At 71.0% G+C, this 23190-nt stretch carries 22 protein-coding genes and 6 tRNA genes; 20 read left to right on the top strand and 8 right to left on the bottom strand.

From position 1 onward, the window contains the following. Positions 1-71 precede the first annotated feature (71 nt). The 7 genes from ACIRJR_RS22055 to ACIRJR_RS22025 all read left to right on the top strand — a co-directional run bounded on the left by ACIRJR_RS22055 (position 72) and on the right by ACIRJR_RS22025 (position 7809). Positions 72-1646 (top strand): OPT/YSL family transporter, encoded by a 1575-nt coding sequence (locus tag ACIRJR_RS22055; protein ID WP_403783654.1) that lies wholly within the window; start codon positions 72-74, stop codon positions 1644-1646. Between the two features lie 66 nt (positions 1647-1712). After that, positions 1713-2771 carry a hypothetical protein gene (locus tag ACIRJR_RS22050; RefSeq protein ID WP_403783652.1) on the top strand — a complete coding sequence of 353 codons (1059 nt, stop codon included), beginning with the start codon at positions 1713-1715 and terminating at the stop codon, positions 2769-2771. 144 nt (positions 2772-2915) lie between these two features. Beyond that, positions 2916-4217: an alpha/beta fold hydrolase gene (locus ACIRJR_RS22045; RefSeq protein WP_403783375.1), complete on the top strand. Its 1302-nt coding sequence runs from the start codon at positions 2916-2918 to the stop codon at positions 4215-4217. A 327-nt stretch (positions 4218-4544) separates the two neighbouring features. After that, positions 4545-4751: a hypothetical protein gene (locus tag ACIRJR_RS22040; RefSeq protein WP_403783373.1), complete on the top strand. Its 207-nt coding sequence runs from the start codon at positions 4545-4547 to the stop codon at positions 4749-4751. 269 nt (positions 4752-5020) lie between these two features. Continuing rightward, positions 5021-5983 carry a phosphotransferase family protein gene (locus ACIRJR_RS22035; RefSeq protein WP_403783371.1) on the top strand — a complete coding sequence of 321 codons (963 nt, stop codon included), beginning with the start codon at positions 5021-5023 and terminating at the stop codon, positions 5981-5983. 63 nt (positions 5984-6046) lie between these two features. Further along, positions 6047-6331, top strand: coding sequence for a zf-TFIIB domain-containing protein (locus tag ACIRJR_RS22030; protein ID WP_307127990.1), 285 nt, complete (start codon positions 6047-6049; stop codon positions 6329-6331). A 128-nt stretch (positions 6332-6459) separates the two neighbouring features. Continuing rightward, a complete protein-coding gene (locus tag ACIRJR_RS22025) occupies positions 6460-7809 on the top strand; it encodes an OFA family MFS transporter (RefSeq protein ID WP_403783369.1) in 1350 nt (449 codons plus the stop codon). Positions 7810-7965: 156 nt separating this feature from the next. Here ACIRJR_RS22025 and ACIRJR_RS22020 read toward each other — a convergent pair. The 5 genes from ACIRJR_RS22020 to ACIRJR_RS22000 all read right to left on the bottom strand — a co-directional run bounded on the left by ACIRJR_RS22020 (position 7966) and on the right by ACIRJR_RS22000 (position 8411). Continuing rightward, a tRNA-Val gene (locus tag ACIRJR_RS22020) sits at positions 7966-8040 on the bottom strand. Positions 8041-8063: 23 nt separating this feature from the next. Beyond that, positions 8064-8135: transfer RNA gene (locus ACIRJR_RS22015), tRNA-Val, on the bottom strand. 19 nt (positions 8136-8154) lie between these two features. Next, positions 8155-8226 (bottom strand) — tRNA-Val (locus ACIRJR_RS22010). Between the two features lies 1 nt (position 8227). Then, positions 8228-8301: transfer RNA gene (locus ACIRJR_RS22005), tRNA-Cys, on the bottom strand. A 37-nt stretch (positions 8302-8338) separates the two neighbouring features. After that, positions 8339-8411, bottom strand: a tRNA-Gly gene (locus tag ACIRJR_RS22000). Positions 8412-8555: 144 nt separating this feature from the next. On the opposite strand from ACIRJR_RS22000, the gene ACIRJR_RS21995 reads away from it, so the two are divergent. The 3 genes from ACIRJR_RS21995 to ACIRJR_RS21985 all read left to right on the top strand — a co-directional run bounded on the left by ACIRJR_RS21995 (position 8556) and on the right by ACIRJR_RS21985 (position 11366). After that, positions 8556-9608, top strand: coding sequence for a chorismate-binding protein (locus ACIRJR_RS21995; RefSeq protein WP_403783367.1), 1053 nt, complete (start codon positions 8556-8558; stop codon positions 9606-9608). Continuing rightward, positions 9605-10426, top strand: a complete 822-nt coding sequence (locus tag ACIRJR_RS21990) for an aminotransferase class IV (RefSeq protein ID WP_403783365.1) — start codon at positions 9605-9607, stop codon at positions 10424-10426. The genes ACIRJR_RS21995 and ACIRJR_RS21990 overlap by 4 nt, the downstream gene beginning before the upstream one ends. A 103-nt stretch (positions 10427-10529) precedes the next feature. Next, positions 10530-11366: a GNAT family N-acetyltransferase gene (locus ACIRJR_RS21985; RefSeq protein ID WP_403783363.1), complete on the top strand. Its 837-nt coding sequence runs from the start codon at positions 10530-10532 to the stop codon at positions 11364-11366. A 25-nt stretch (positions 11367-11391) separates the two neighbouring features. On the opposite strand, the gene ACIRJR_RS21980 is transcribed toward ACIRJR_RS21985, so the two are convergent. Further along, entirely contained in the window at positions 11392-11907 is a 516-nt protein-coding gene (locus tag ACIRJR_RS21980) for a DsbA family protein (protein ID WP_403783361.1), read from the bottom strand. Positions 11908-12061: 154 nt separating this feature from the next. Here ACIRJR_RS21980 and ACIRJR_RS21975 point away from each other — a divergent pair, with 154 nt between their 5' ends. The 3 genes from ACIRJR_RS21975 (at position 12062) to ACIRJR_RS21965 (ending at position 14219) form a co-directional block, all read left to right on the top strand. Then, a complete protein-coding gene (locus ACIRJR_RS21975) occupies positions 12062-12526 on the top strand; it encodes a hypothetical protein (protein ID WP_403783359.1) in 465 nt (154 codons plus the stop codon). 294 nt (positions 12527-12820) lie between these two features. Next, on the top strand, positions 12821-13840 hold the full coding sequence (locus ACIRJR_RS21970; RefSeq protein ID WP_403783357.1) for a LacI family DNA-binding transcriptional regulator: 1020 nt from the start codon (positions 12821-12823) through the stop codon (positions 13838-13840). Between the two features lie 223 nt (positions 13841-14063). Beyond that, entirely contained in the window at positions 14064-14219 is a 156-nt protein-coding gene (locus ACIRJR_RS21965) for a hypothetical protein (protein WP_365526622.1), read from the top strand. A gap of 72 nt (positions 14220-14291) precedes the next feature. Here ACIRJR_RS21965 and ACIRJR_RS21960 read toward each other — a convergent pair whose 3' ends face one another. Together ACIRJR_RS21960 and ACIRJR_RS21955 are read right to left on the bottom strand one after the other, a co-directional pair. Continuing rightward, positions 14292-14849 carry a CGNR zinc finger domain-containing protein gene (locus ACIRJR_RS21960; protein WP_403783355.1) on the bottom strand — a complete coding sequence of 186 codons (558 nt, stop codon included), beginning with the start codon at positions 14847-14849 and terminating at the stop codon, positions 14292-14294. 409 nt (positions 14850-15258) lie between these two features. Continuing rightward, positions 15259-15672, bottom strand: coding sequence for an SsgA family sporulation/cell division regulator (locus ACIRJR_RS21955; protein WP_003959770.1), 414 nt, complete (start codon positions 15670-15672; stop codon positions 15259-15261). Between the two features lie 190 nt (positions 15673-15862). Between ACIRJR_RS21955 and ACIRJR_RS21950 the strand changes: the two genes are divergently transcribed. The 7 genes from ACIRJR_RS21950 (at position 15863) to ACIRJR_RS21920 (ending at position 23188) form a co-directional block, all read left to right on the top strand. After that, complete coding sequence (locus ACIRJR_RS21950) at positions 15863-16318, top strand: TIGR02611 family protein (protein ID WP_403783353.1); 456 nt, start codon at positions 15863-15865, stop codon at positions 16316-16318. Between the two features lie 54 nt (positions 16319-16372). Then, positions 16373-16444: transfer RNA gene (locus ACIRJR_RS21945), tRNA-Val, on the top strand. A 200-nt stretch (positions 16445-16644) separates the two neighbouring features. Next, entirely contained in the window at positions 16645-17931 is a 1287-nt protein-coding gene (locus ACIRJR_RS21940; RefSeq protein ID WP_403783351.1) for an ABC transporter substrate-binding protein, read from the top strand. A 10-nt stretch (positions 17932-17941) separates the two neighbouring features. Next, positions 17942-18934 (top strand): carbohydrate ABC transporter permease, encoded by a 993-nt coding sequence (locus ACIRJR_RS21935; RefSeq protein WP_403783650.1) that lies wholly within the window; start codon positions 17942-17944, stop codon positions 18932-18934. After that, the gene (locus ACIRJR_RS21930; RefSeq protein ID WP_403783349.1) at positions 18931-19791 is read left to right on the top strand and encodes a carbohydrate ABC transporter permease; all 861 of its coding nucleotides are present in this window, start codon (positions 18931-18933) and stop codon (positions 19789-19791) included. Before ACIRJR_RS21935 ends, ACIRJR_RS21930 begins: the two co-directional genes overlap by 4 nt. Positions 19792-19839: 48 nt before the next feature. Beyond that, positions 19840-20388, top strand: coding sequence for a hypothetical protein (locus tag ACIRJR_RS21925; protein ID WP_403783648.1), 549 nt, complete (start codon positions 19840-19842; stop codon positions 20386-20388). 52 nt (positions 20389-20440) lie between these two features. Next, positions 20441-23188 carry a Tat pathway signal sequence domain protein gene (locus ACIRJR_RS21920; RefSeq protein ID WP_403783347.1) on the top strand — a complete coding sequence of 916 codons (2748 nt, stop codon included), beginning with the start codon at positions 20441-20443 and terminating at the stop codon, positions 23186-23188. The last annotated feature ends 2 nt before the right edge of the window (positions 23189-23190 follow it).

Below are 23190 nucleotides of genomic sequence, written 5' to 3'. Positions count from 1 at the left end.
ACGTACCGCCGCCGTCAGGATCCCGGTCCGACCGGACAGACCACGGGCCCCACCCCCGCGTCTTCGAACCCGTGCTCCTGGTCATCCTGGTGGTACTCGCCGCGGTCGGCGCCGTGATCGGCATCGACCTGGTCTCCAAGCTGGGCATCTCCGCGAACACCTCGGTCGTCGGGGCGCTCGTCGCCATGCTCATCGGCCGCATCCCGCTCGGGTTCCTGCGCCGGATGAGGTCGGTGCAACGCCAGAACCTCGCCCAGAGCGCCATCTCGGCGGCGACCTTCGCCTCGGCGAACGCCCTGCTGACCTCCGTGGCCATCCCGTATGTCTTCGGCCGCCAGGACCTGGTCTGGCCGATGCTCGCCGGATCCTTCATCGGCCTCGTCGTGGACGCCTGGGTGCTCTACCGCGCGTTCGGCTCCCGGCTGCTGCCCGCCGACGCCGCATGGCCGCCCGGCACCGCGGCGGCCGAGACGATCAAGGCCGGTGACCGAGGAGGCCGTCGCGCGCTGATCCTCGCCGGCGGCACCGCGGTCGGACTGGCCGGAACCCTCTTCAGCCTGCCGCTGTCCGCCGCCGGCGTGGCCTTCCTGGGCAACGTCTGGGCGCTCATGATGTTCGGCATCGGCCTGATGCTGCGCCAGTACAGCCCGGGCCTCTTCGGCACCGACCTGGGCGCCGGATTCATCCCGCACGGCGTCATGGTCGGTGCGGGCGTCGTCGCCCTCGGGCAGGCCGCCCACCTCCTGACGGGCCGCCGCGCCCGCAAGAGGCAGAAGGAGGCCGAGGAGTCGGCCGCCACGCTCGCCGTCACCGACCCGACGGTCGAGTACACCGTGGACGAACGCGGCCTGCGGATCACCCTGATCCGCGGCTACGCGCTCTTCACCGCGGGCGCCGTCGTGCTCGCCGTCCTCGGCGGGCTGATCGGTGACATGAGTCCGCTGGGCATCGTCGGATGGGTGCTGTTCGCCGCCTTCGCCGCACTGGTCCACGAACTGATCGTCGGCCTCGCCGCCATGCAGTCCGGCTGGTTCCCGTCGTTCGCCGTCACCCTGATCTTCCTCATCCTCGGGCTCGCCATCGGCATCCCGTCCGTACCGCTGGCCCTTCTCATCGGATACGTGTCCGCCACCGGCCCGGCCTTCGCCGACATGGGCTACGACCTGAAGGCCGGCTGGCTGCTCCGCCGCGACCACCGCCCCTGGAACCCCTACGAGCGTGAGGGCCGCCGCCAGCAGTTCCTGGCCGCCCTCATCGGCTTCGCCGTCGCCCTGGCCGTCGTCGCCGTCGCCTGGCGCTCCTACTTCGGACAGGGCCTCATCCCGCCCGTGGCCAAGGTCTACGCCGACACGATCAAGACCGGCCTCAGCGACCCGGACGCCGTGCGGACCATGCTGCTCTGGGCCGTCCCGGGCGCGGCCATCCAGCTGATCGGGGGCACCCGGCGCCAGATGGGCGTCATGCTCGCCACCGGCCTCCTCATCCTGACGCCGCAGGCCTGCTGGATGGTCCTCGGCGCCCTCGTGGTCCGCGTCGTCTACCGCAGGCTCCGCGGCCCCGCCGCCGACGAGGAGCTCAACCTGGTCGGCGCCGGTGTCATCGCGGGCAGCTCGCTCGGCGACTCCGCCCAGATCCTCAAGACCTGACCCCCCTAGCCACCACCCGCACCACCCCGCACCACCCGCAAGGCAAGGAGAACCCCCACCGTGGACATGTACAGCAGGCTCGAACCGCGTTCCGAGTACCTCAGCTTCGAACTGGCCCTGGCCGCACGCAAGCTCGTCGAGGAGGTCATGCTCGTCAAGCGCGGCGAGCACGTCGTCCTCACCGGGGACACGAGCAGCGACCGCCGGGTGCTCGAAGCGACGGCACAGGCGGTGGCCGCCGCCGGCGCACACCCCGTCATCGTCTGGTACGAGACGCTGCCCGGTGCCTCGATGGAGCCGCCCCGCCCGGTCGCCGGCGCGATCGCGGACGCCGACGTGTGGATCGAGTTCGCCGTCTCCTACCTGATGCACTCCGACGCCTTCCGCACCGCCATGGCCAACGGCTGCCGCTACACCAACCTCACGGCCATGGACGTCCAGATGCTGGTGGCCACCGTCGGCCGCCCCGACTTCCAGGGCGTCATCCGCCTCGGCAAGGCACTCGTCGGACTCCTGGAGGCCGCCGACGAGGTGCGCATCACCTCCGCCAACGGCACCGACCTGGTCGGCCGCAACGGCGACCGCCCGATCAACCTGCGCGGCAAGCCCGCGGAGAAGCCCGGCGAGACGGTCATGCTGTCCGGCCAGATCTCCTGGAACCCGCTGGAGGAGACCCAGGACGGCGTCCTCGTCTTCGACGGCGCGCTGTGGCCGCCGGACGAGATCGGCCTGCTGCGTTCCCCGGTCCGCTGCACCGTCGAGAAGGGCGTCGTCACCAAGATCGAGGGCGGCGCCGACGCCGACACCTTCCGTCGCTGGATGGAGTCCTTCGACGACCCGAACATGTTCCGCGTGGCCCACTGGTCCCTCGGCTTCAACCCGGGCGTCCTCGCCCCCACGGGCCGCATCGTCGAGGACGAGCGCGTCTTCGGCTGCGTCGAACTCGGCATCGGTACGAAGGGCGCCTGGATCGGCGGCGAACCGTGGGTCGCCGCCGCCCACACCGACGGCAGCGTGCTCGGCCCGTCCATCTACCTGGACGGTGTCGCGATAGAGGAGAACGGGCGCTACGTGCACCCCGAACTCGTCGAGATCTGCCGCGACCTGGGCGTCGCCGGCTACTGAGCCCGATCGGCGGCGGGCGGGCCTCCCTGGGCCTGTCCGCCGCCCCGGCCGTCCGTGCGCCCCGCCCGCCGGGGCGCACGCGCCGGGCCCGTTCCCGAGGGGGCGGGTCCGCCGCCACGTCCCTCCCCGCGACAAGGAGCGCTCATGTCCACGCCCCCGCCCGTCTCCTACCGCCACGGTGGCCTGGTCTGCACCGACCACACCATCGACGTGCCGCTCGACCACGGCGACCCCGGCTCCCCGGCCATCAGCCTGTTCGCCCGCGAAGTCGTCGCCGAGGGACGGGAACACGAGAACCTGCCCCGGCTCCTCTGGCTCCAGGGCGGACCGGGCGGCCGGGCCGAGCGGCCGAACGCCTCGGGCGCCTGGCTGCGCCGCGCCCTCGCCGGCCACCGCGTCGTCCTCATGGACCAGCGCGGCACCGGACGCTCCACCCCCGCCGACCGGCTCACCCTCGCCCGGTTCGGCACGGACCACAGGGCGGCGGCCGACTTCCTCGGCCACTTCCGCGCCGACTCGATCGTGCGGGACGCCGAACTCCTGCGCGGGCACTTCCAGGGCGAGAGGCCCTGGAGCGTCCTCGGGCAGAGCTTCGGCGGCTTCGCCACCCTGACCTACCTCAGCATCGCGCCCGAAGGACTCGCCCAGGCCTACATCACCGGTGGCCTGCCGACGCTCACCGGCCATGCCGACGACGTGTACCGGGCGGCCTACACGCGCACCCTCGCGCACAACGAGCGCTACTTCGCCCGCTATCCGGCGGACCAGCCGCTCGCCGACGCCGTCGCCGCACACCTGGACGCGCACGACGTGCGGATGCCGAGCGGCGAGCGGCTCACCGTCCGCCGCTTCCAGACGCTCGGCATAACCTTCGGCACCTCCGCGAAGTTCGACTCACTGCACTACCTCCTGGAGACCGCGTTCGCCCAGGGAGTCCGCGGCCCCGAGCTCACCGACACCTTCCTGCGCGGCGTGGACGCCGCGGTGTCCTTCGCCGAACGCCCGCTCTACGCGGCGCTCCACGAACCGATATACGCCCAGGGCTCCCGCCCCACCGACTGGTCGGCCCACCGCGTCCGGCAGGAGTTCCCCGCTTTCGACGCCGGGGCCGGGGGCCCGGTCCGCTTCACCGGCGAGATGGTCTACCCCTGGCAGTTCGACGAGGACCCCGCACTCGTCCCGCTGCGGGCGGCGGCGGAAACCCTCGCCGCGCGCACGGAATGGCCCGCCCTCTACGATCCCGACAGGCTCGCGGCCAACGAGGTCCCCGTGGTCGCCGCCGTCTACCAGGACGACATGTACGTCGACCGCGAGCAGTCCCTCGCCACCGCCGACGCGGTCCGCGGGCTGCGCACCTGGGTCAGCCCGGACCACGCCCACGACGGTGTCCGGGCCGACGCCGCCGTCTTCGACCGGTTGTTGTCCATGGCGGACGACACGCGCTGACCGGGCCCGCACACGGGGCCGCCGGAGTCCGGCGGGCAGCGGGCCGCGTCGGTCCCGCCGAGCCGCGCGCACCGGGCGAGGCCGGCCGGGTTCCCAGGGGCGTGCGGGGGCACCCCTAGGTGCCAGGGGCCGTGACCCACACCATTTCTCCACCCAGGGGAGTACACCGAGGGGGGCCGGCTCATCCTCCGGGAGGCCCGGCATTCGGTACGCGGGCATGACGCCGGGTGGCTTCCGCCTCCCTAGTCTTGAACTCAAGCGGCGGGTGCGGAACTCGTCCCCCGAGGCCAGACGCCCGCCGCTCCGGAACAGGTCAGGAGAGGAACCATGGCGGACACGGCCACGCGGACCATGATCCGCGCGCAGGGCCGCAAGGCGTACGCCTCGTTCGGCGTACGCCGGTCCGGCACGCGTCACCCACTGGTGGCGACAGCCATGGTCCTTCCTCTGGCGGCCCTGCTGGTCGTCGTCTTCGGCGGCTGGGACGCAGTGGTCACACAGGCGTCGTCCGTGGGCGTGATGCTGGGGCGCTGAGCGGCGCCCCGGGTCCGGAAGAGCGGTCCGGACCGGGACATCCGGCCAACAGCCCCGTGGGGACGGGGGTGCGGCGGACGACAGCGTTTGTCCGGCCAGCTGGGGAGCTGGCCGGACATCGCGCTGTCCGGACCCGTTTCGGATCCGGCCCCTCGCCTCGCGCCACGGCCGTGGTCAGCCGTCCGCGGGGCAGGCAGGGTGCGGCCGCGTACGATCACGGCCGGGGCCGGCCACGGGGCCGGCCGATCACCGCCGCGGGAGCCGAGCCGATGACCACCACCCCTGTCGTCCGCGCGCTGGGCGAGCTCGCGCACGACGGCGCGCACGCGGGCGCGACGGCCTGCGCGTGCGGCCCGCCCCAGGTGCTCGCGGACCGGCCCGACGGCACCGTGGTGCGCAGTGGCCACGTCGTCGCCAAGGCCCACGCCCCCGACACCGAGACACCAGCCCTGGCGGCACGGCTGTCCCTGGCCGCGTCCCCCCTGCTGGCGGGCATCCTGCTCCAGCCGCTCGATGCCGCCGACGGGCAGCCCCCGGCCGCCGAGGGCCGCACCGTGAGCCTCTGGCCGTACGGGGCACCCGTCGACCCCTCGGCCCCCGACGCCGCCCCCTGGGAGGAGACCGCGGTCCTCCTGGCCCGGCTGCACCGCACCCCACCGCCCCATCCGCTCCCGCCGATGCGCGGCCCGGTCAAGGCCGCCCGTGCCGTCGCCCGGATGCGCGCCGCCCGCCCCGGCGATCCGGTCGTCGCCCCCGTGCTGGCCGCGTGGCAGGGGCTGCCGGGATGGGCCCGCGGCGAGAGCGCGGCGCCTGTGCACCGCGACGGTTTCCTCTGCCACGGCGACCTCCACCTCGGCCAGCTCGTCCGGCACCCCGCGCCGCACGGCCCCTGGCTGCTGATCGACATCGACGACACGGGCCTGGGCGACCCCGCGTGGGATCTCGCCCGCCCAGCCGCCTGGTACGCGGCGGGGCTGCTCACGCCCGAGGTCTGGCTGCGCTTCCTCGGCGCCTACCGGACGGCCGGCGGTCCGGCCGTGCCGGCCGAGGGGGACCCGTGGCCCGAGCTGGACGTCGTGGCGCGGGCGCTCACCGTGCAGACGGCCGCCCTGGCCCTGGCCAAGTCCGTGGCGGAGGAACGCGATCCGGATGAGGTGGAACAGCTGATGATCGACGCATGTGCCCGAATTGCGTCCCTCCCGCCCGAGTTGGTGTCCGAAGCGGCGTCGTAGGGTGAAGCGATCGCCGCCGGGCATGAATTCCGGTGACGTCGTCACGACCTGAGGAGCCGACCGATGATCCAGTGCCCCAAGTGCCACGCCCAGATGCACACGTACAACCGAAACGGCGTCCAGATCGAACAGTGCAGCGGCTGCAGGGGGATATTCCTCGACTACGGCGAGCTGGAGTCCCTGACCCGCCTGGAGTCGCAGTGGGCCCAGCAGGCCCCGCCGGCGCCGCCCGCCCCGCAGGCCTACCCCGCCGCACAGGCTCCGGCCTGGGGCGCACCGCACCAGGGCGGTCACTACGGCGGCCACCACCGTCAGAAGAGCTTCGGCCGGATGCTGTTCAGCTCCTGACCGGCCTCCAGGCGGGTGCCGCCGCAGGACGGGTCCGGGCCGGGGGCCCGGACCCGCATTGCATACGGTCGACGGACTTCCGTTCGTGATCTAGTCATGGCCATGGCTGATGCCTAAAGTGCAGGTCCATGAACTTCCTCGACAGGTCCCGAACTGTCGCGCCCCCGGGGTGGAGCCGCTGGCTCGTGCCGCCCGCCGCGCTCGCCGTGCACCTCTCCATCGGACAGGCCTACGCCTGGAGCGTGTTCAAGCCCCCGCTCGAATCCGCCCTCGACCTCTCCGGAACCGCCAGTGCTCTCCCGTTCCAGCTGGGCATCGTCATGCTCGGTCTCTCAGCCGCGTTCGGCGGCACGCTCGTCGAACGCAACGGCCCCCGCTGGGCCATGTTCGTCTCGCTCGTCTGCTTCTCCTCCGGCTTCCTCGTCGCCGCGCTCGGCGCCGCCATGGGCCAGTACTGGCTCGTGGTCCTCGGCTACGGCTTCATCGGCGGCATAGGCCTGGGCATCGGCTACATCTCGCCCGTCTCCACGCTCATCAAGTGGTTCCCCGACCGCCCCGGCATGGCGACCGGCATCGCCATCATGGGATTCGGCGGCGGCGCTCTCATCGCCTCGCCCTGGTCCACCGGGATGCTGGAGAGCTTCGGCACGGACCGCTCCGGCATCGCCACCGCCTTCCTCGTCCACGGTGTCGTCTACGCCGCCTTCATGGCGCTCGGTGTCTTCCTCGTGAGGGTGCCGGCGGACGGCTGGCTGCCCGACGGATGGCAGCCGAAGCAGGAGACCCGAAGGCTCGTCACCGATGCCCAGGTCTCCGCCCGGAACGCCCTGCGCACACCGCAGTTCTGGTGTCTCTGGGTGGTCCTCTGCATGAACGTCACCGCGGGCATCGGCATCCTCGAGAAGGCCGTCCCCATGATCCAGGACTTCTTCGCGGACACCTCCGCCCCGGTCTCGGTCTCCGCGGCGGCCGGCTTCGTCGCCCTGCTCTCGCTCGCCAACATGGGCGGCCGCATCCTGTGGTCCTCCACCTCGGACCTGATCGGCCGCAAGAACATGTACCGGGTCTACCTCGGCGTCGGCGCGCTCATGTACGTGGTCATCGCGCAGCTGGGAAACGACTCGAAGCCGCTCTTCATCTGCTGCGCACTCGTGATCCTGTCCTTCTACGGCGGCGGCTTCGCGACCGCTCCGGCCTATCTGCGTGACCTCTTCGGCACCTACCAGGTGGGAGCCATCCACGGCCGGCTGCTGACCGCCTGGTCCACCGCCGGGGTGCTCGGCCCGCTGATCGTCAACAGGGTCGCCGACGCCGGGGAGCGCGCCGGGCACAGCGGCCCCAGCCTCTACACGACATCCCTGACGATCATGATCGGGCTGCTGGTCGTCGGCTTCGTGGCCAACGAGTGCATCCGCCCGGTCCACGCACGCTTCCACGAGGCACCGGAAGGGAGCCCCCGTGTCCACCAGCAGTCGTAAGCCACTCATGGTGTTCGTCTGGCTCTGGGTCGCCGTGCCGTTCGCCTACGGACTGTACGAGCTCGCCCGCAAGGCCACCCAGCTCTTCACGGACTGACCCGCCCCACCCACCGCACGACGAAACCCCCGGTCGTCGAGACGACCGGGGGTTCCGGGTGGTGCGCGATACTGGGATTGAACCAGTGACCTCTTCCGTGTCAGGGAAGCGCTCTCCCGCTGAGCTAATCGCGCAGGGTGACCCTGCGTGTACTGCGTGCGCGATACTGGGATTGAACCAGTGACCTCTTCCGTGTCAGGGAAGCGCTCTCCCGCTGAGCTAATCGCGCGGGGATCCTTGCGGACCGGTGGACGATACTGGGATTGAACCAGTGACCCCTTCCGTGTCAGGGAAGTGCTCTCCCGCTGAGCTAATCGTCCTTGGAGGTGGAGACGGGATTTGAACCCGTGTAGACGGCTTTGCAGGCCGTTGCCTCGCCTCTCGGCCACTCCACCAGGGGTGGGGATTCGGGAAGATTCCCCACCTTCTGCGAGCGGACGACCAGGTTCGAACTGGCGACCTCAACCTTGGCAAGGTTGCGCTCTACCAACTGAGCTACGTCCGCTTGTCTTTCCCGGTCGGCTTGCGCTTCCCGGCGACGTGTTGAACTCTAGCGGATTCCCGGGCCAGCACAAAAACGCGTTTGCGCAGCGTGCTGCGCCGCCGGTGCCCGCCGCAGGTCACCGCGTGCCGTCCTAGACTCGGTCACGTGCCAGACCTCACCCCCCTCGCCCGCTTCGGCGGCCTCGTCGCCTCCGGTCTGCGGGACGTCACCAGCGACCCGTCGGCTCTTGATTCATCCGGCTTCTGGGCGGTATGTGCCGATTTCGAGGGTGCTCTGGTCTGTGCCCGCTTCGATTCCCTCCGGTCCGAGGAGGTCCCCCTCCCCGTGCCCGGGGCCTGGCGGGGGCCGGCTCCCGAGGACTGGACCTCGTCACTCGACGAGCACGCCTACACGGCCGGCGTGCGGCGGATCCGTGAACACATCGCGGCCGGCGAGGTCTACCAGGCCAACCTCTGCCGGGTCCTGTCCGCACCGCTGCCCGGCCCGCAGGCGGACGTGGACGCCCTCACGGCCCTGCTCGCCCGGGGCAACCCGGCCCCGTACGCGGGAACGCTCCGGCTCCCGGAGCACGGTGTGGAGATAGCCACCGCGTCCCCCGAGCTCTTCCTCGCACGCGACGGCCGGACCGTCGAGTCCGGTCCGATCAAGGGCACCGGGCGCACCGAGGGCGACCTGCTGGAGAAGGACCACGCCGAGAACGTGATGATCGTGGATCTGGTCCGCAACGACCTGGGGCGTGTCTGCGTGCCCGGCAGCGTGAGCGTTCCCGATCTCTGCGCCGTGGAGAAGCACCCGGGACTGGTCCACCTCGTCTCCACCGTGCGCGGGCGGCTCGCCGACCACGTGGGATGGCCGGAGCTGCTCACCGCGGCCTTCCCGCCCGGGTCCGTCACCGGCGCGCCCAAGTCCAGTGCGCTGCGGATCATCGAAGCCCTGGAGACGGCGCCCCGCGGACCGTACTGCGGAGCGGTCGGCTGGGTGGACGCCGACCGGGGTACATCGGAACTGGCCGTCGGCATACGGACCTTCTGGATCGACCGCACCGGCCCTGCGCCGCTCCTCCGCTTCGGGACCGGAGCCGGCATCACGTGGGGGTCCGACCCCGCGCGGGAATGGGCGGAGACCGAGCTCAAGGCCTCCCGGCTGCTCGCTGTAGCGTCGGGCGCCTACGAGGAGACAGGAAGGACCGCGTCATGAGGATTTGGGTCAACGGCGGACTGCACGACGCCGATGACGCCCGGCTGTCCGTTCTCGATCACGGGCTGACCGTGGGGGACGGTGTCTTCGAGACGGTGCGGGTCTCCACGGGCCGCGCCTTCGCCCTCACCAGGCACCTCGACCGGCTGACGCGTTCGGCCAGGGGGCTGGGCCTGGCCGACCCCGACCACGACGACGTCCGCCGAGCGGTCGCCGCGGTGGTCGAGGCCAACCCCATGGAGCTCGGCCGGCTCCGGATCACCTACACCGGCGGCCTCTCGCCGCTCGGCTCCGACCGCGGTGACGCGGGCCCGACCCTGGTCGTCGCGATGGGAGAGACCTCGCGCCGCCCCGACAGCACCGCCGTGGTCACCGTCCCCTGGACGCGCAACGAACGCGGCGCGGTGACGGGGCTCAAGACCACCTCGTACGCGGAGAACGTCGTCGCGCTCGCGCGCGCCCACGAGCAGGGCGCCTCCGAGGCGCTCTTCCCCAACACGGTCGGACAGCTCTGCGAGGGCACCGGATCCAACGTGTTCGTCGTCCTCGACGGCCGGATCCACACGCCTCCCGTCACCTCCGGGTGCCTCGCGGGGATCACCCGTGCCCTGGCCGTGGAGTGGACGGGGGCACAGGAGACGGACCTTCCGCTGGACGTGCTCGAGCGGGCCGAGGAGATCTTCCTGACCTCCACCCTCCGGGACATCCAGGCCGTCCACCGGATCGACGGCCGCGAACTGCCGGGCGCCCCCGGGTCCGTGACGGCGAAGGCGATGCGGGTGTTCGCAGAGCGCGCCGCGGACGATCTCGACCCGTGACCCGTGACCCGTGATCCGTGATCCGTGATCCGTGATCCGGCTCCGGGCAGCCGGAATCCGTAAAAGGGGTGACGGCCCGCCGTCCAGCGGATAGAACACCCTGATGACCACGACCATCCGGCCGGCCGGGCCGGTCCAGCAGGGCGCCGACGGCGCACGGGCGCGCAGCTACGACGTGTGTGACAACGGGCGGCCCGTGGGCGCCGTCTCCCTCTCCACCGACCCGGCGTTCGGCGCCTCGGCCGGCATACTCCGCTCGCTCGTCATCCAGGAGGCGGACCGCAGGCGCGGCCGGGCGACCATCGCCGCGCTCGCCGCCGAGGAGGTGCTGCGCGGCTGGGGCTGTACACGGGTCAGCCTGGTGGTCCCCGAGGACAACCCCGCCGCCCTGGGCCTCGCGGCCGTGCTCGGCTACACCGAACGCAGCCGCAACATGCTGAAGCCCCTGCGGGGGGCGGCCCCCGCGTTGCCGTCCGGGCTCACGGGGCGTCCGATGACGGAGCGGGAGTACGCCGAGTGGGCCGCCACCAGCGCCGAGACGTATACGCGGGAGTGGATGGAGCGCGGCGTTCCGGAGGAACAGGCCCGGCGCAAGACCGAGAGGGACCACGCCACGAGCCTGCCGGACGGCCAGGCCACCCCCGGAATGTACTTCCACGTCCTCGTCCACGACGGAGCCGTCGTCGGCTACGTCTGGGTGGCCCGGCGCGAGGGGGCGGACGGCGACGCGCTCGGGTACGTGTTCGATGTCGAGGTGGGCGAGCAGTACCGGGGGCACGGCTACGGCCGGGCGCTGATGCACCTCGCCGAGGGCATCACGCTCGACGCCGGCCTCGGCCTGCTCGGCCTGCACGTCTTCGCCTCGAACACGCCCGCGCTGCGGCTGTACGAGTCGCTCGGTTACGAGGTGACGCAGTACAACCTGGCCAAGGCGCTGTAGCCGGCCGCCGGAGCCCCCCTGGCGGTCAGCCCTGGCCGGCGAGCAGGCGGTCGGCGATCTCCTCGATGCGCGCGCGCAGCCCTTCCTGGCTCTTCCCGCCGTCCAGCCGCTCGTCGCCGATCACATACGTCGGGGTCCCGGTGACACCGATGGCCTTCCCCTCGGCCTGGTCGGCGTCCACGATCAGCATGTGCCGGCCGTCGATGAGGGCGGTGTCGAACTCCTCCGCGTCCAGCCCCAGTTCGCCCGCCACCTCGAGCAGAAGGGGCTCACCCGCGCGGGCGAGGTCGGCGGTGCGGGTGAGGACGGCCTCGATGTACGGCCACCCCTTGCCCTGGACCACGGCCTCCTCGGCGGCCTGCGCAGCCGCGTACGCGTGCTTGTGCTTCTCCAGCGGGAAATGGCGCAGCCGGATCTCCAGCCGGTCGCCGTAGCGGGCCCGCAGGGCACGGACATCGGACAGGGCCTGGTGGCAGTCGGGGCATTCGAGCTCGCACCAGAGGTCGAGGACGACCGGCGCGGCGGAGGGGGAATCGCTCATGCGGTCAGTCTTCCAGGCCGGACCGGCCCTCCCAAACGGGGACCTGGGGAGGACAGCGGCCCTGAAATGTCCCTGATGTGGTCCCGCACCGTGGCCCCTGCGAGGGTGGCCGGTGCAGGATGGAAGGGACGTATCCCGATCGCTGGAGGCCCCGATGCTTGCCGAGACCATCTGTTCCGCGGTGTCGGCGGCCGGTTTGGGCATCGCCGCGATCACCGCGTACCGCAAGCGGTTCCTCGCGGCCACCCGGATCGCCGCCTACTCCCTGGTGCCGGTCGGCCTGGTGATGGCCGGCGTCGTGGAGTGGGTGTCGGACATCGCCTTCAAGCCGAGCGTCTGGCTCGGCTTCGGCCTGCTGGCGCTGGCCTGGCTGCTCTTCATGACCACGCGTGCCGTGGAGCGCCGCAGGGGCTCCACCCGCAAGGACCGCAAGGCCGCGCGCGCCGCGCAGAGGGGCGATGCCGTCGCGCCGGCCGCCTCGTCGCCCTCGCTCACCTCCGGGGCCGGAACGACGGGCGCGCGGGCACAGGGGGACCCGGCGAAGAAGCCCGAGCGGGCGGCCGCGCCCGGGGACGACTTCAGCGACATCGAGGCGATCCTCAAGAAGCACGGGATCTGACCGCGCGCCGCGGCCTCGCGCTCCACGCGATGGTCCGCGCGGCATGAATCGATTCATGCCGCGCCGTGGGCGCCCTGCGGGCCCGCGTGTTCGCCAGGGCTCGGTATATTCGGGTTGCGCCGCTCCGATCTTGACGGTATCCCGTGGATGCGGTTAGCGTCCCCAACCGGATTGAAACAATTCAATGGGGCGCGCTCCGGGCGGCGGCGCGACGGACCACGCCGTACGCCCGTCCGTTGACCAGGGACCCGGCGCCGACGCGCTGCGGCCGAACGCATCAGTGGGGCAGGACAAGTGGGTCGTGTGGCAGGGATCAAGGACGTGGCCCGGCAGGCCGGAGTCTCGGTGGGCACGGTCTCCAACGTGATCAACCGTCCCGAGGCGGTGCTTCCCGACACCCGTGCCCGTGTGCTGGCGGCGATCGAGGAACTCGGATACGTGCGCAGTGAGTCCGCCAGGCAGCTCAGGGCGGGCCGCAGCCGCATCATGGCCCTGCTCGTGCTGGACATGGGCAACCCGTTCTTCGTCGACATCGCCCGCGGGGCCGAGCGCGCGGCCCGGGAGGCCGGGCTCGGCGTGATGGTGTGCAACAGCGGTCAGAGCCCGGAGGAGGAGGCCGAGTACCTCGGGCTCTTCGCCGAGCAGCGGGTCTGCGGGGTGCTGGTCACCCCGGCGGACGCCACCGGCGGCAACCTCGAGGCGTTCGCCCGGCACCGCATCCCCTACGTGCTGGTCGACCGGGTGGCATCGTCCACGGACAGCTGCGCCGTCTCCGTGGACGACGTGCGCGGCGGCATGCTCGCCGTCGGGCATCTCGTCTCGGCGGGCCACCGCTCCGTGGCCTACGTGAGCGGCCCCGGCGATCTCCATCAGATCAGGGACCGCCGCGAGGGGGCCCTCGCGGCACTCGCCGAGGCCGGCCTCGGCCCCGAGGCGCTCGTCGAGATCCCCTCCGACCGGCTGGACGTGGCCGCGGGCCGCGACGCCGGAGCCAGGCTGCTCGGTCTCGTGCCCCGGCCGAGCGCCGTGTTCTGCGCCAACGACCTCCTGGCTCTCGGTGTACTGCAGTCGCTCTACGCCGCCGGTGTGCGGGTTCCGCAGGACGTCGCCATCGTCGGCTACGACGACATCGAGTTCGCCGCAGCCGCCGCCGTCCCCCTCACCTCGGTCCGCCAGCCCGCCGTGGTGATGGGCAGGATGGCGGCGGAGCTCCTCCTGGAGGAGGCGGACGACCAGGGCGGGAAGCACCGGCACCGCAGCGTGGTACTCCAGCCGGAACTCGTCGTACGCGCCTCCAGCGCCGCACCGCGTTGACGGAGACGCGACCGGAACCCCGGGCCCGGCGCGCGGCGGCTGGCGAACGGGGCGCGCGCGGTACGGACCCCGGGCGGCCCCCGGTGCGGGCCTCCGGGGGCGAACGTACGGGGGGTGTTCGGACGCCGTAGCGAATCTTTTCGTACCGGTGAGGGTGAACCGGCCCTGGGCAACCCCCTGTTGGTGATCAGCAGGGGCCGCGCTGCGTCATGATCGCAACGAGATGGTGGACACATCCCGGGGCGAGGCCCCCGCATCCCCTGCCGAAGAGCCGCGTGGCTGCCTCTTCGCGCTTTCCCAGCCGCCGCTGATGATCTTCCTGACGGTGGTCGGCGGCCTGCTGCTGATGGCCGCGCTGCACGATCTCTTCCTCCTGTGAGCGACGCCGGGCCGCGGTGCCCGCTGAGCCGTCCGCCCCCGTGGGGCGGCGGCGCCGCACGCCCGGGGCAGGTCAGCGTGCCGCTTCCCGGCGCCGGGCGCGGTAGGCGGCGACATGGAGCCTGTTGCCGCAGGTGCGGCTCGAGCAGTAGCGGCGGGAGCGGTTGCGCGACAGGTCGACGAAGGCGTCCCGGCAGTCCGGTGCCTCGCAGCGCCGCAGCCGTTCCTGCTCGCCCGCCACCACGATGAAGGCAAGGGCCATGCCGCAGTCGGCCGCGAGGTGGTCCGCGATCGAGGCGCCCGGCGCGAAGTAGTGGACGTGCCAGTCGTAGCCGTCGTGGTCGGTGAGCTGCGGGGTGGTCCCGGCGGCGGCCACCAGGCTGTTGACGAGATCAGCGGCCGTGCGGGCGTCGGGCGCCGCGAATATCTCGGCGAACCTGCTCCGGACGTCCTGTACGGCGCGCAGGTCCTTCTCGTCGAGGGTTCCGACGTCGCTGATGTGGTGGCGCTCCGCGAAGTCGTAGAGCGCGGAGAGCTCCGCGAGCCCGTCGCCCGCGTCGTCCTCCGGTGCGGTGTTCACCAGATCGACCACCGTTTCGAGGGCGATCCGGGTGTCGTGTGGGATCAGCACGCTTCGCTCCCTGGCCTCCGGCGGACGGGCGTCCGCCGTTGCCGGGTGACTCTACTGGCTCGGCGAGGCCCCTCAGGGCCCGGTGCGGGCTCGGGGGAGGTGCCGGGCCCCCCGCCGCCCGGCCCGGCGCTCCGGAGCGGCCTGTGGTCACTTCTGCGGGTTCCGGGGATCGCCCCGGCGGTAGGGCTGAGGCGCACGGTGCGGGTTGGTCACGCGGGCCCCCTCGGCCCCGCACGCGCGCCCCTCGGGCCCGCCCGTACGCGTGATCCTTCGGGCCCGCCCGCACGCGCGCCCCGGCGCCGCCGCCGCGGTGGGTTCCGCGGCGACGGCGCCGGTGTCAGCCCTATGAGGTTGTCCGCGCGACGCCGTCTCCCCGAGTCGGACGGCGTCCCGCAGCTCTCTGCCTGGCTCAGCTCTCGGCCAGGATGTGCGAGAGCTCCGTATCGAGGTCGAAGTGACGATGCTCGGTGCCGGGCGGGACCGCGGCGTCGGTCCTCTTCAGGAACGACTCCAGGGCCCTTGCCGGGGCTTCCAGCAGGGCTTCTCCCTCCGGGGAGCTCAGTGCGATGCAGACGACGCCTTGGCCGTGACTTCGAGATGGCCAGACGCGGACGTCTCCGGTGCCGGTGGGCCGGTGCAGCCCCTCGGCAAGGAGGTCACGGGCGAAAACCCATTCGACCGTCTCCTCCGCTCCGGTGTGGAAGGTGGCGTGCACGGCATAGGGGTCGGCCGTGTCATACCGCAGGCCCGCGGGTACAGGCAGTGAGGACTCGCTCGACACAACGAGGCGCAGGTGCAGCTCGCAGCTGACCGTGGTGTTCATAAGCGCCAGGGCCTTTCGCTCAGTGTGCGCTCGGGGATTCGCACGTCGGCGAAATCGACATGCCACCTACGGTGGCGTTGTAAACCCCTCTGACCTATTTGTGATGCTTCGGGTCCCTCATCCAGGGGTGTGTAACTTTGGGTCATGCGTCCATTCCGGTGACGATCGCGATTCCGGTAGGTTGGGCTCCATGAACGCGGAGAGTGACGAGCGGGAAGAGGTCGCCGCAGCGCCGGCGTCCGGGTCCGCTGCGGGGGACGGGGCCGAGACCGAGCGTGAGCTGGGGTCTCGAGCGCCGGGATTCATCCGGGGGTCGAGGGTGCTGCACCTGAGCTGGCAGGTCGGGATCTTCCTCGTCGGTCTGGCCGTGGTCGGGGCGGGCATCGTGATGCTGCCGCTGCCCGGCCCGGGGTGGCTGGTGATCTTCGGTGGCATGGCGATCTGGGCGACGGAGTTCGTCTGGGCGCAGCTCGTCCTGCGCTGGACCCGGCGCAAGGTCACCGAGGCCGCCCAGCGCGCTCTCGACCCCAAGGTCCGGCGGCGCAACATCATCCTCACCGCGGTGGGGCTCGTGATCATCGCCGTGCTGGTCGGGGTCTACGTCTGGAAGTTCGGCATGGTGATGCCGTGGAAGATCGACCAGTGACCGGGTGATGGTCCGAAGGCACCGCTGACATGGGGTAATGTTTGCGGTGCGCCGGGGCGATTAGCTCAGTGGGAGAGCACTTCGTTCACACCGAAGGGGTCACTGGTTCGAACCCAGTATCGCCCACCCCGGACCGATGGCCCGGAAGCTTCTGAGAAGCTTCCGGGCCATCGGCGTTTTCGTGTGCGCCCGAGGCCTCCGCCTGTTCGGCCGGTCGTCACACCGCCGAAATTTCGCCCTAACCGTTGACGTGCCCGGTGCGGCTCCTTACTTTGACCCAGCAAGCGCTTTCTAAAACGATTCAATGCGAACGGTGGGGGCGAGCTATGTCTCGTAACAACGGCATGGACAGGCGACAGCTGCTGAAGCTGGCAGGCCTCTCGGCGGCGGGTCTCGGGCTGACCGCGGCGGGCTGCGGATCGGGCGGCAGCGGTTCCGGCGGTCCGGTCACCATCCGGCACTCGTGGTGGGGCGCGGACGACCGGGCCAAGAAGGTGCAGAGCTGCGTCGCCCTCTTCGAGAAGAAGCACCCGAAGATCAAGGTGAAGACGGACTTCCAGCAGTACCCGGACTTCTGGAAGAAGTTCAACACCCAGGCGGCCGGAGGCAACCCCCCGGACGTCATCCAGAACGCCGTGACCTTCCTGCGCAAGTACGAGGCGAAGAACGTCCTCCTCGACCTCAAGCCCCAGGCGGACAAGGGCAACCTCGACCTCGGGGGCTTCCGCTCCGGTCTGGAGAAGTTCGCCGAGATCGACGGCAAGCTGCTCGGCGTGCCGGTCGGCAGCAACTCGATGGCCCTGGTCATCGACGAGAAGGTCTACGAGAAGGCGGGCATCACGCCTGAGATCGGCTGGACCTGGGACGACTGGTACGCCGGCCTCCAGAAGATCAAGAACGGCCAGAAGATCGCCGGTGACGCCGGGCCGCACGGCGTGATGTACCTCTACGACCTGGTACTCCGCCAGAACGGCAATGCCTTCTTCACCGAGGACGGCATGGGCTTCGGCGAGGCCGAGCTCCTGCCCTACTGGACCGAGGCGCTCGAGCGGGTGAAGTCCGGGCTCTACGCCGACCCCGGCAAGGTCGAACAGATCAAGCCCGCGTCGGCGACCGCCAAGGGCCTGTCCGCCGGTGAGTTCACCTGGGACAACTTCTCCGTCCGCTACAGCGCCGAGGGCAAGAGCAGCTACGGCCTCGCACCGATCCCCAGCACCGACGGCAAGAAGACCGGCCAGTACCTGGGCTCGCTGATGCTGAGCGGCACGGCCCGCACCAAGCACCCCGCCGAGGTGGCGACCTTCATCAGCTTCATGACCCACGACCCCGAGGTGGCCCGGATCATGGGCTACGACCGCGGAGTGCCCGCCACCACCGCCCAGTTCGAGGCCTACGAGCCCTCCGACGCCCCCAGCAAGGCGATCGGCGCGTACGAGACCGCGATCGCCGACGCGGGTGTCCTGGAGCCCATCACCCCGCACCCGGCGGGTGCGGACGTCATCGAGGCGGCCTTCCTGCGCGTCGGTACCGACCTCTCCCTGGGCAAGGCCTCGCCGAAGGACGCCGTGAAGCAGTTCTTCTCCGAGGCGAAGACCGCCCTCGCCTCGAACTGAGAGGACCGTGGTGACTCACATCCACACCTCCCCGGGCGTGCTCGCCCCCGGGGACGACCGCTCCGTCTCCAAGCGGAACGGTCCCGGAGGAAACGCGCCGCCCGCCGTGGAGAAACGGCGGGACCGGCGGGAGAACCTGGCCGGCTATCTGTTCATGTCGCCCTGGATCGCGGGCTTCCTGTTCCTGATCGCCGGGCCCATGGTGTTCTCGCTGTACCTGTCGTTCACCGAGTACAACCTTTTCGAGGCGCCCCGCTGGATCGGCCTGCAGAACTTCACCGACATGTTCGCCGACCCCCGCTGGCGCCAGTCGGTCAAGGTCACTTCCTGGTACGTGCTGATCGGCACCCCGATCAAGCTCGCCGCGGCTCTCGCCGTCGCCATGCTGCTCGCCCAGAAGCGGTGGGGACAGTCGTTCTACCGGGCGGCCTTCTACGCCCCGTCCCTGATCGGCGCGAGTGTCTCGGCGGCCATCGTCTGGCGTGCGCTCTTCTCGGACGACGCGCTCGTGGACCGTACGCAGAAGGTGTTCGGTGTCGAGGTCGGCGGCTGGATCGGCGACCCCAGCATGATCATCTACGCGCTGATCGCCCTCACCGTGTGGCAGTTCGGCGCGCCGATGGTCATCTTCCTGGCCGGCCTGAAGCAGGTCCCGCGTGAGCTGTACGAGGCGGCCGAGGTGGACGGAGCCGGGCCCTGGCGCAGGTTCTTCCACATCACCCTGCCGATGATCTCGCCGGTGCTGTTCTTCAACGTCCTGCTGGAGACCATCCACTCCTTCCAGATCTTCGGCTCGGCCTACATCGTCAGCAACGGCAGCTGCGGGCCAGCCGACGGAACGCTCGTCTACACCTGTTACCTGTACGAACAAGGCTTCGTGAACAGCCGTATGGGCTTCGCCTCCGCCATGGGATGGCTGCTGCTGCTCGCGGTCGGCCTGGTCACCGCCGTGCTGTTCTGGTCCCAGAAGCGCTGGGTGCACTACGAGGAGGGCGGCCGATGAGCCTCCTGTCAGCAGCCGTACGCCGCCGGGGACCCGGCGCGCTCGCCTGGCACCTCGGCGCACTCGTCGTCCTCGCCGTGGTCCTGTACCCGGTGGTGTGGACGATCGGGGCGTCGTTCAAGCCCAGCTCCGAGATCATCGGCGCCCTGGACCTGTTCCCGGCCGACCCCATCGGTGACAACTACACCCGGCTCACCGAGGGCATCGCCGACATCCCCATCTCGACGTTCTTCCTGAACTCCGCGTACATAGCCGTCGGTTCCGTGATCGGCGTCGTACTGTCCTGCTCGCTGACCGCCTACGCCTTCGCGAAGGTGCGGTTCGCCGGCCGCAACGCCATGTTCGCCATCATGATCGGCACCCTGCTGCTGCCGTACCACGTACTGATCATTCCGCAGTACGTGCTGTTCCAGAAGCTTGAGCTGATCAACACCTTCACGCCCCTGCTGATCGGCAAGTACCTGGCGACGGACGCCTTCTTCGTCTTCCTGATGGTGCAGTTCATGCGCGGCCTGCCCAAGGAGCTCGACGAGGCGGCCAGGCTGGACGGCTGCGGTCACCTGAGGACGTACTGGTCCATCGTCATGCCGCTCTGCCGGCCGGCGCTCGTCACCAGCGCGATCTTCACGTTCATCAACGCCTGGAACGACTTCATGGGCCCGCTGCTCTACCTCAACGAGCCGGGCAAGTACACCGTCTCCATGGGGCTGAAGATGTTCATCGACCAGGACGCGGTGGCCGACTACGGCGGCATGATCGCCATGTCCCTGGTCGCCCTGCTGCCGGTGCTGGCCTTCTTCGTGGCCTTCCAGCGCTACCTGATCGACGGCATGGCCACCTCCGGCCTGAAGGGCTGACGCACCGTGGCGACCAGGATCCGTACCTCCGAAAGGCGTTCGCGCCTCATGGGCCGCTTCGCCCTGTTCTCCGAATGCCTGCTCACCGGCGTGTGGATCGCCGTCGCCGCGCTGCCGCTGTTCACGTTCCCCGCGGCCTTCGCCGCGGGGACCCGGCACCTGCGGCGCCACCTCGCCGGTGAGCACGGCGGCCTGCGCGAGTTCGCGGCCGACGCCGTGGCGGCGGCCCGCGGCGGATGGCTCGTCGGCGCGGCCGTGTGGGCCGCCGGGGCTCTGCTCTGGCTCGACCTGGCGGCCGTCCGGGCGGGGCTGCCCGGCGGCCCGTTCGTGGGCGCCGTCGGGATCGTCGCCCTGATCGGGTTCCTGGTCGCCGTGGTACGCGCGGCCTCGTGCTGGGAGACCGGCGCACGCTGGCCCGCTCTCCTGGCCGAGGCCGGCCGCAGGACGGTCACCGACCCCGCCGGATCCCTCCTCCTCGTCTGCGGGATGGCCGTCGTCGTGCTGTCCGGCGCCCTGGTGCTGCCGCTCGCCGTCCCCGTCCTCGGGGCCGTGGCCGCCGCGGCCACCGCCGTGCGGCAGCGCGAGCTCTCCCGCTGACCCGTTCCCGTTCGTCACCGTTCCGATCACCCGCACGGAGAGAGGCACACCCATGTCCACGATGCCCCGCAGGACCCTCCTGAAGGCCGCGGCAGCGGCCGGCGCGGCCGCACAGTTCGGCTGGTCCCTCGGCACCGCCCCCGCCTCGGCCGCCGAGAGGGAGGAGAGGACCGCCGAGCCGGTCTCCCTGACCTGGCTCGAGTCCGGCGGTCTCGGCGCGGCCCCCGGCTCCACCGTGGGCGTGCCCTGGCCGAAGGGGCAGTACGCCAAGGACCAGACGTTCGCGCTGTCCACCGAGGACGGCAAGGACGTCCCCGTGCAGTCGTGGACCACCGCCACCTGGCCGGACGGATCCGCCAAGTGGACCGCGCACGCCGTCGGTCCGGAAGCCGCGGGCACCGAGAAGTTCGTCCTCGCCCCGGGCACTCCCACCGCGCCCGCACACAAGGTCACCGTGAAGAACTCCGGCGGGGCCATCAGCGTCTCCACCGGTGTCGTCACCGCGAAGATCGGGAAGAGCGGCTCCTCGCTGATCACCTCCCTCACCCGCGGCTCCACCGAGATCGCCAAGGACGGCAGGCTCGTCCTGATCCGCCAGGGAGAACTCGAGGACGGCGACCAGGGACGCGAGACCTACGAACGGTTCGAGAGCGCCGTCACCACCGCGGAGGTGGAACAGAGCGGGCCCGTGCGCGCGGTCGTCCGCATCGAGGGCAAGCACCGCCGGGGGAAGCGCTCCTGGCTGCCGTTCTCCGTCCGGCTCTACTTCTACGCCGGCGCCGAGTCGTTCCGGATGGTGCACACCATCACCTTCGACGGCACCCAGGAGCCCGGCAAGGCGAGCGGTGACTTCATCCGCGGCCTCGGGGTCCGCTTCACCGTCCCCATGCGGGACGAGGCCTACGACCGGCACATCCGGATCGGCGGCGAGGGCACCGGCATGCTTCGCGAGGCGGTCAAGGGCATCACCGGACTGCGCCGCGACCCCGGCGCCGCCGTCCAGGCGGCCCAGTTCGAGGGCACGAAGCTCCCCGACCCCGCCACCTGGGACCAGCGCGTCACCAGCCGCCTCCACCTCATCCCCACCTGGGGCGACTACACCCTCAGCCAGCTCTCCGCCGACGGCTTCTCCCTGCGCAAGCGCACCAAGAAGGGCCACGGGTGGATCGCCGCCGGCGGTGGCCGGCGCGCCTCGGGCTTCGGATACGTCGGAGGGGCCAGCGGCGGACTCGCCTTCGGGCTGCGCGACTTCTGGGAGAAGTTCCCCGCCCAGCTCGACATCCGCGACGCCCACACCGACGCCGCGGAGGTCACCGTCTGGCTCTGGTCACCCGAGGCCGAACCGATGGACCTGCGCTTCTACCACGACGGCCTCGGCCAGGACACGTACGCGGAGCAGCTCGAAGGCCTCAACATCACCTACGAGGACTACGAGCCCGGCTTCGGCACCCCCTACGGCATCGCCCGCACGAGCGAACTCGTCTTCTGGGCCCACGACTCCACCCCCGGCGCCTCCGCACTGGCCCAGCAGACCGAGGCCGTGCGCACCCTCCCGCAGCTCGTCGCGCCACCGTCCCAGCTGATGGACGCGAAGGTCTTCGGCGGCCTGTTCTCCCCGGTCGACCGCTCGACCCCGGCGAAGGCGAGGATCGAGGACCACCTCGACTTCCTCTTCACGTACTACAAGGACCAGGTCGACATGCGGCGCTGGTACGGCTTCTGGGACTACGGCGACGTCATGCACTCGTACGACCCCGCCCGCCACCAGTGGCGTTACGACGTGGGCGGCTACGCCTGGGACAACTCCGAGCTCTCGCCCGACCTCTGGCTCTGGTACGCCTACCTGCGGTCCGGCCGCGCCGACATCTTCCGCTTCGCGGAGGCCATGACCCGCCACACCGGCGAGGTAGACGTCTACCACCTCGGCGAGTGGGCCGGCCTCGGCACCCGCCACGGCATCCAGCACTACGCCGACAGCGCCAAGCAGCAGCGCATAGCCAACACCACCTACCGGCGGTTCTACTACTTCCTCACCGCCGACGAACGCGTCGGCGACCTGATGCGCGCCAACGTGGACTCCGACGAGACGTTCCTCGCCCTCGACCCCCTCCGCAAGATACGCACCGAGCCGTACACCCCCGACCGGCACGCGCTCTCCGTCGGCTTCGGCACCGACTGGAGCGGACTGGTCTCCGCCTGGCTCACCGAATGGGAGCGCGGCGGCCCGCAGGCCGCGAAGGCGAAGGCCCGCGTCCTCGGCACGATGGAGACGATCGCCGCCCAGCCCAACGGCTTCGTCCAGGGCAGCGGCCTGTACGACCTGGACACCGGGAAGTTCGCCGTCGCCGACGAGCCCGTCGTCAGCGTCTCGCACCTCTCGGCGGTCTTCGGCCTGGGCGAGCTGTGCGCCGAACTCATCGACCTCGTGGGCGCCGACGTGCCCGGGTTCGAGGAGGCCTACCTCGACTACTGCCGCTACTTCAACGCCACCAAGGCCGAGCAGGCGGAGCGGTACGGGTCGAACTTCGGCAGCCTCATCCTGTTCCAGGGCCACTCACGGCTCGACGCCTACGCCGCCGTCCGGACGGGCGACGAGAAGCTCGCCGCCCGCGCCTGGGAGAAGTTCTACAACAGCGACGGGTACAAGGAGTCCGCTCCGTGGAAGACCGAGAAGGTGACCGGCCCGGTCGCCACCGTGCCCGGCACCGAGGCGAACTGGGTCTACACCAACGACACCGCCCTCTACGGTCTCGCCGCCATCGAGAACCTCGCGCTCATCGGTGACCGGATGCCGGCCTGACA

Origin of the sequence: Streptomyces sp. NPDC102402 (assembly GCF_044765765.1) — a bacterium.
Classification (GTDB): domain Bacteria; phylum Actinomycetota; class Actinomycetes; order Streptomycetales; family Streptomycetaceae; genus Streptomyces.
The sequence above is the reverse complement of the archived record's forward strand: the minus strand, read 5'-3'. Positions and strand labels throughout refer to the sequence as shown.

Coding starts and splice junctions, on each gene's coding strand:
- ACIRJR_RS21965 (WP_365526622.1), top strand. CDS start 14,064: ATGGTGGACACATCCCGGGGCGAGGCCCCCGCATCCCCTGCCGAAGAG.
- ACIRJR_RS21975 (WP_403783359.1), top strand. CDS start 12,062: ATGCTTGCCGAGACCATCTGTTCCGCGGTGTCGGCGGCCGGTTTGGGC.
- ACIRJR_RS22050 (WP_403783652.1), top strand. CDS start 1,713: ATGTACAGCAGGCTCGAACCGCGTTCCGAGTACCTCAGCTTCGAACTG.
- ACIRJR_RS22025 (WP_403783369.1), top strand. CDS start 6,460: ATGAACTTCCTCGACAGGTCCCGAACTGTCGCGCCCCCGGGGTGGAGC.
- ACIRJR_RS21950 (WP_403783353.1), top strand. CDS start 15,863: ATGAACGCGGAGAGTGACGAGCGGGAAGAGGTCGCCGCAGCGCCGGCG.
- ACIRJR_RS22035 (WP_403783371.1), top strand. CDS start 5,021: ATGACCACCACCCCTGTCGTCCGCGCGCTGGGCGAGCTCGCGCACGAC.
- ACIRJR_RS22040 (WP_403783373.1), top strand. CDS start 4,545: ATGGCGGACACGGCCACGCGGACCATGATCCGCGCGCAGGGCCGCAAG.
- ACIRJR_RS22030 (WP_307127990.1), top strand. CDS start 6,047: ATGATCCAGTGCCCCAAGTGCCACGCCCAGATGCACACGTACAACCGA.
- ACIRJR_RS21930 (WP_403783349.1), top strand. CDS start 18,931: ATGAGCCTCCTGTCAGCAGCCGTACGCCGCCGGGGACCCGGCGCGCTC.
- ACIRJR_RS21925 (WP_403783648.1), top strand. CDS start 19,840: ATGGGCCGCTTCGCCCTGTTCTCCGAATGCCTGCTCACCGGCGTGTGG.
- ACIRJR_RS21955 (WP_003959770.1), bottom strand. CDS start 15,672: ATGAACACCACGGTCAGCTGCGAGCTGCACCTGCGCCTCGTTGTGTCG.
- ACIRJR_RS21980 (WP_403783361.1), bottom strand. CDS start 11,907: ATGAGCGATTCCCCCTCCGCCGCGCCGGTCGTCCTCGACCTCTGGTGC.
- ACIRJR_RS21920 (WP_403783347.1), top strand. CDS start 20,441: ATGTCCACGATGCCCCGCAGGACCCTCCTGAAGGCCGCGGCAGCGGCC.
- ACIRJR_RS22045 (WP_403783375.1), top strand. CDS start 2,916: ATGTCCACGCCCCCGCCCGTCTCCTACCGCCACGGTGGCCTGGTCTGC.
- ACIRJR_RS21990 (WP_403783365.1), top strand. CDS start 9,605: ATGAGGATTTGGGTCAACGGCGGACTGCACGACGCCGATGACGCCCGG.
- ACIRJR_RS21940 (WP_403783351.1), top strand. CDS start 16,645: ATGTCTCGTAACAACGGCATGGACAGGCGACAGCTGCTGAAGCTGGCA.
- ACIRJR_RS21985 (WP_403783363.1), top strand. CDS start 10,530: ATGACCACGACCATCCGGCCGGCCGGGCCGGTCCAGCAGGGCGCCGAC.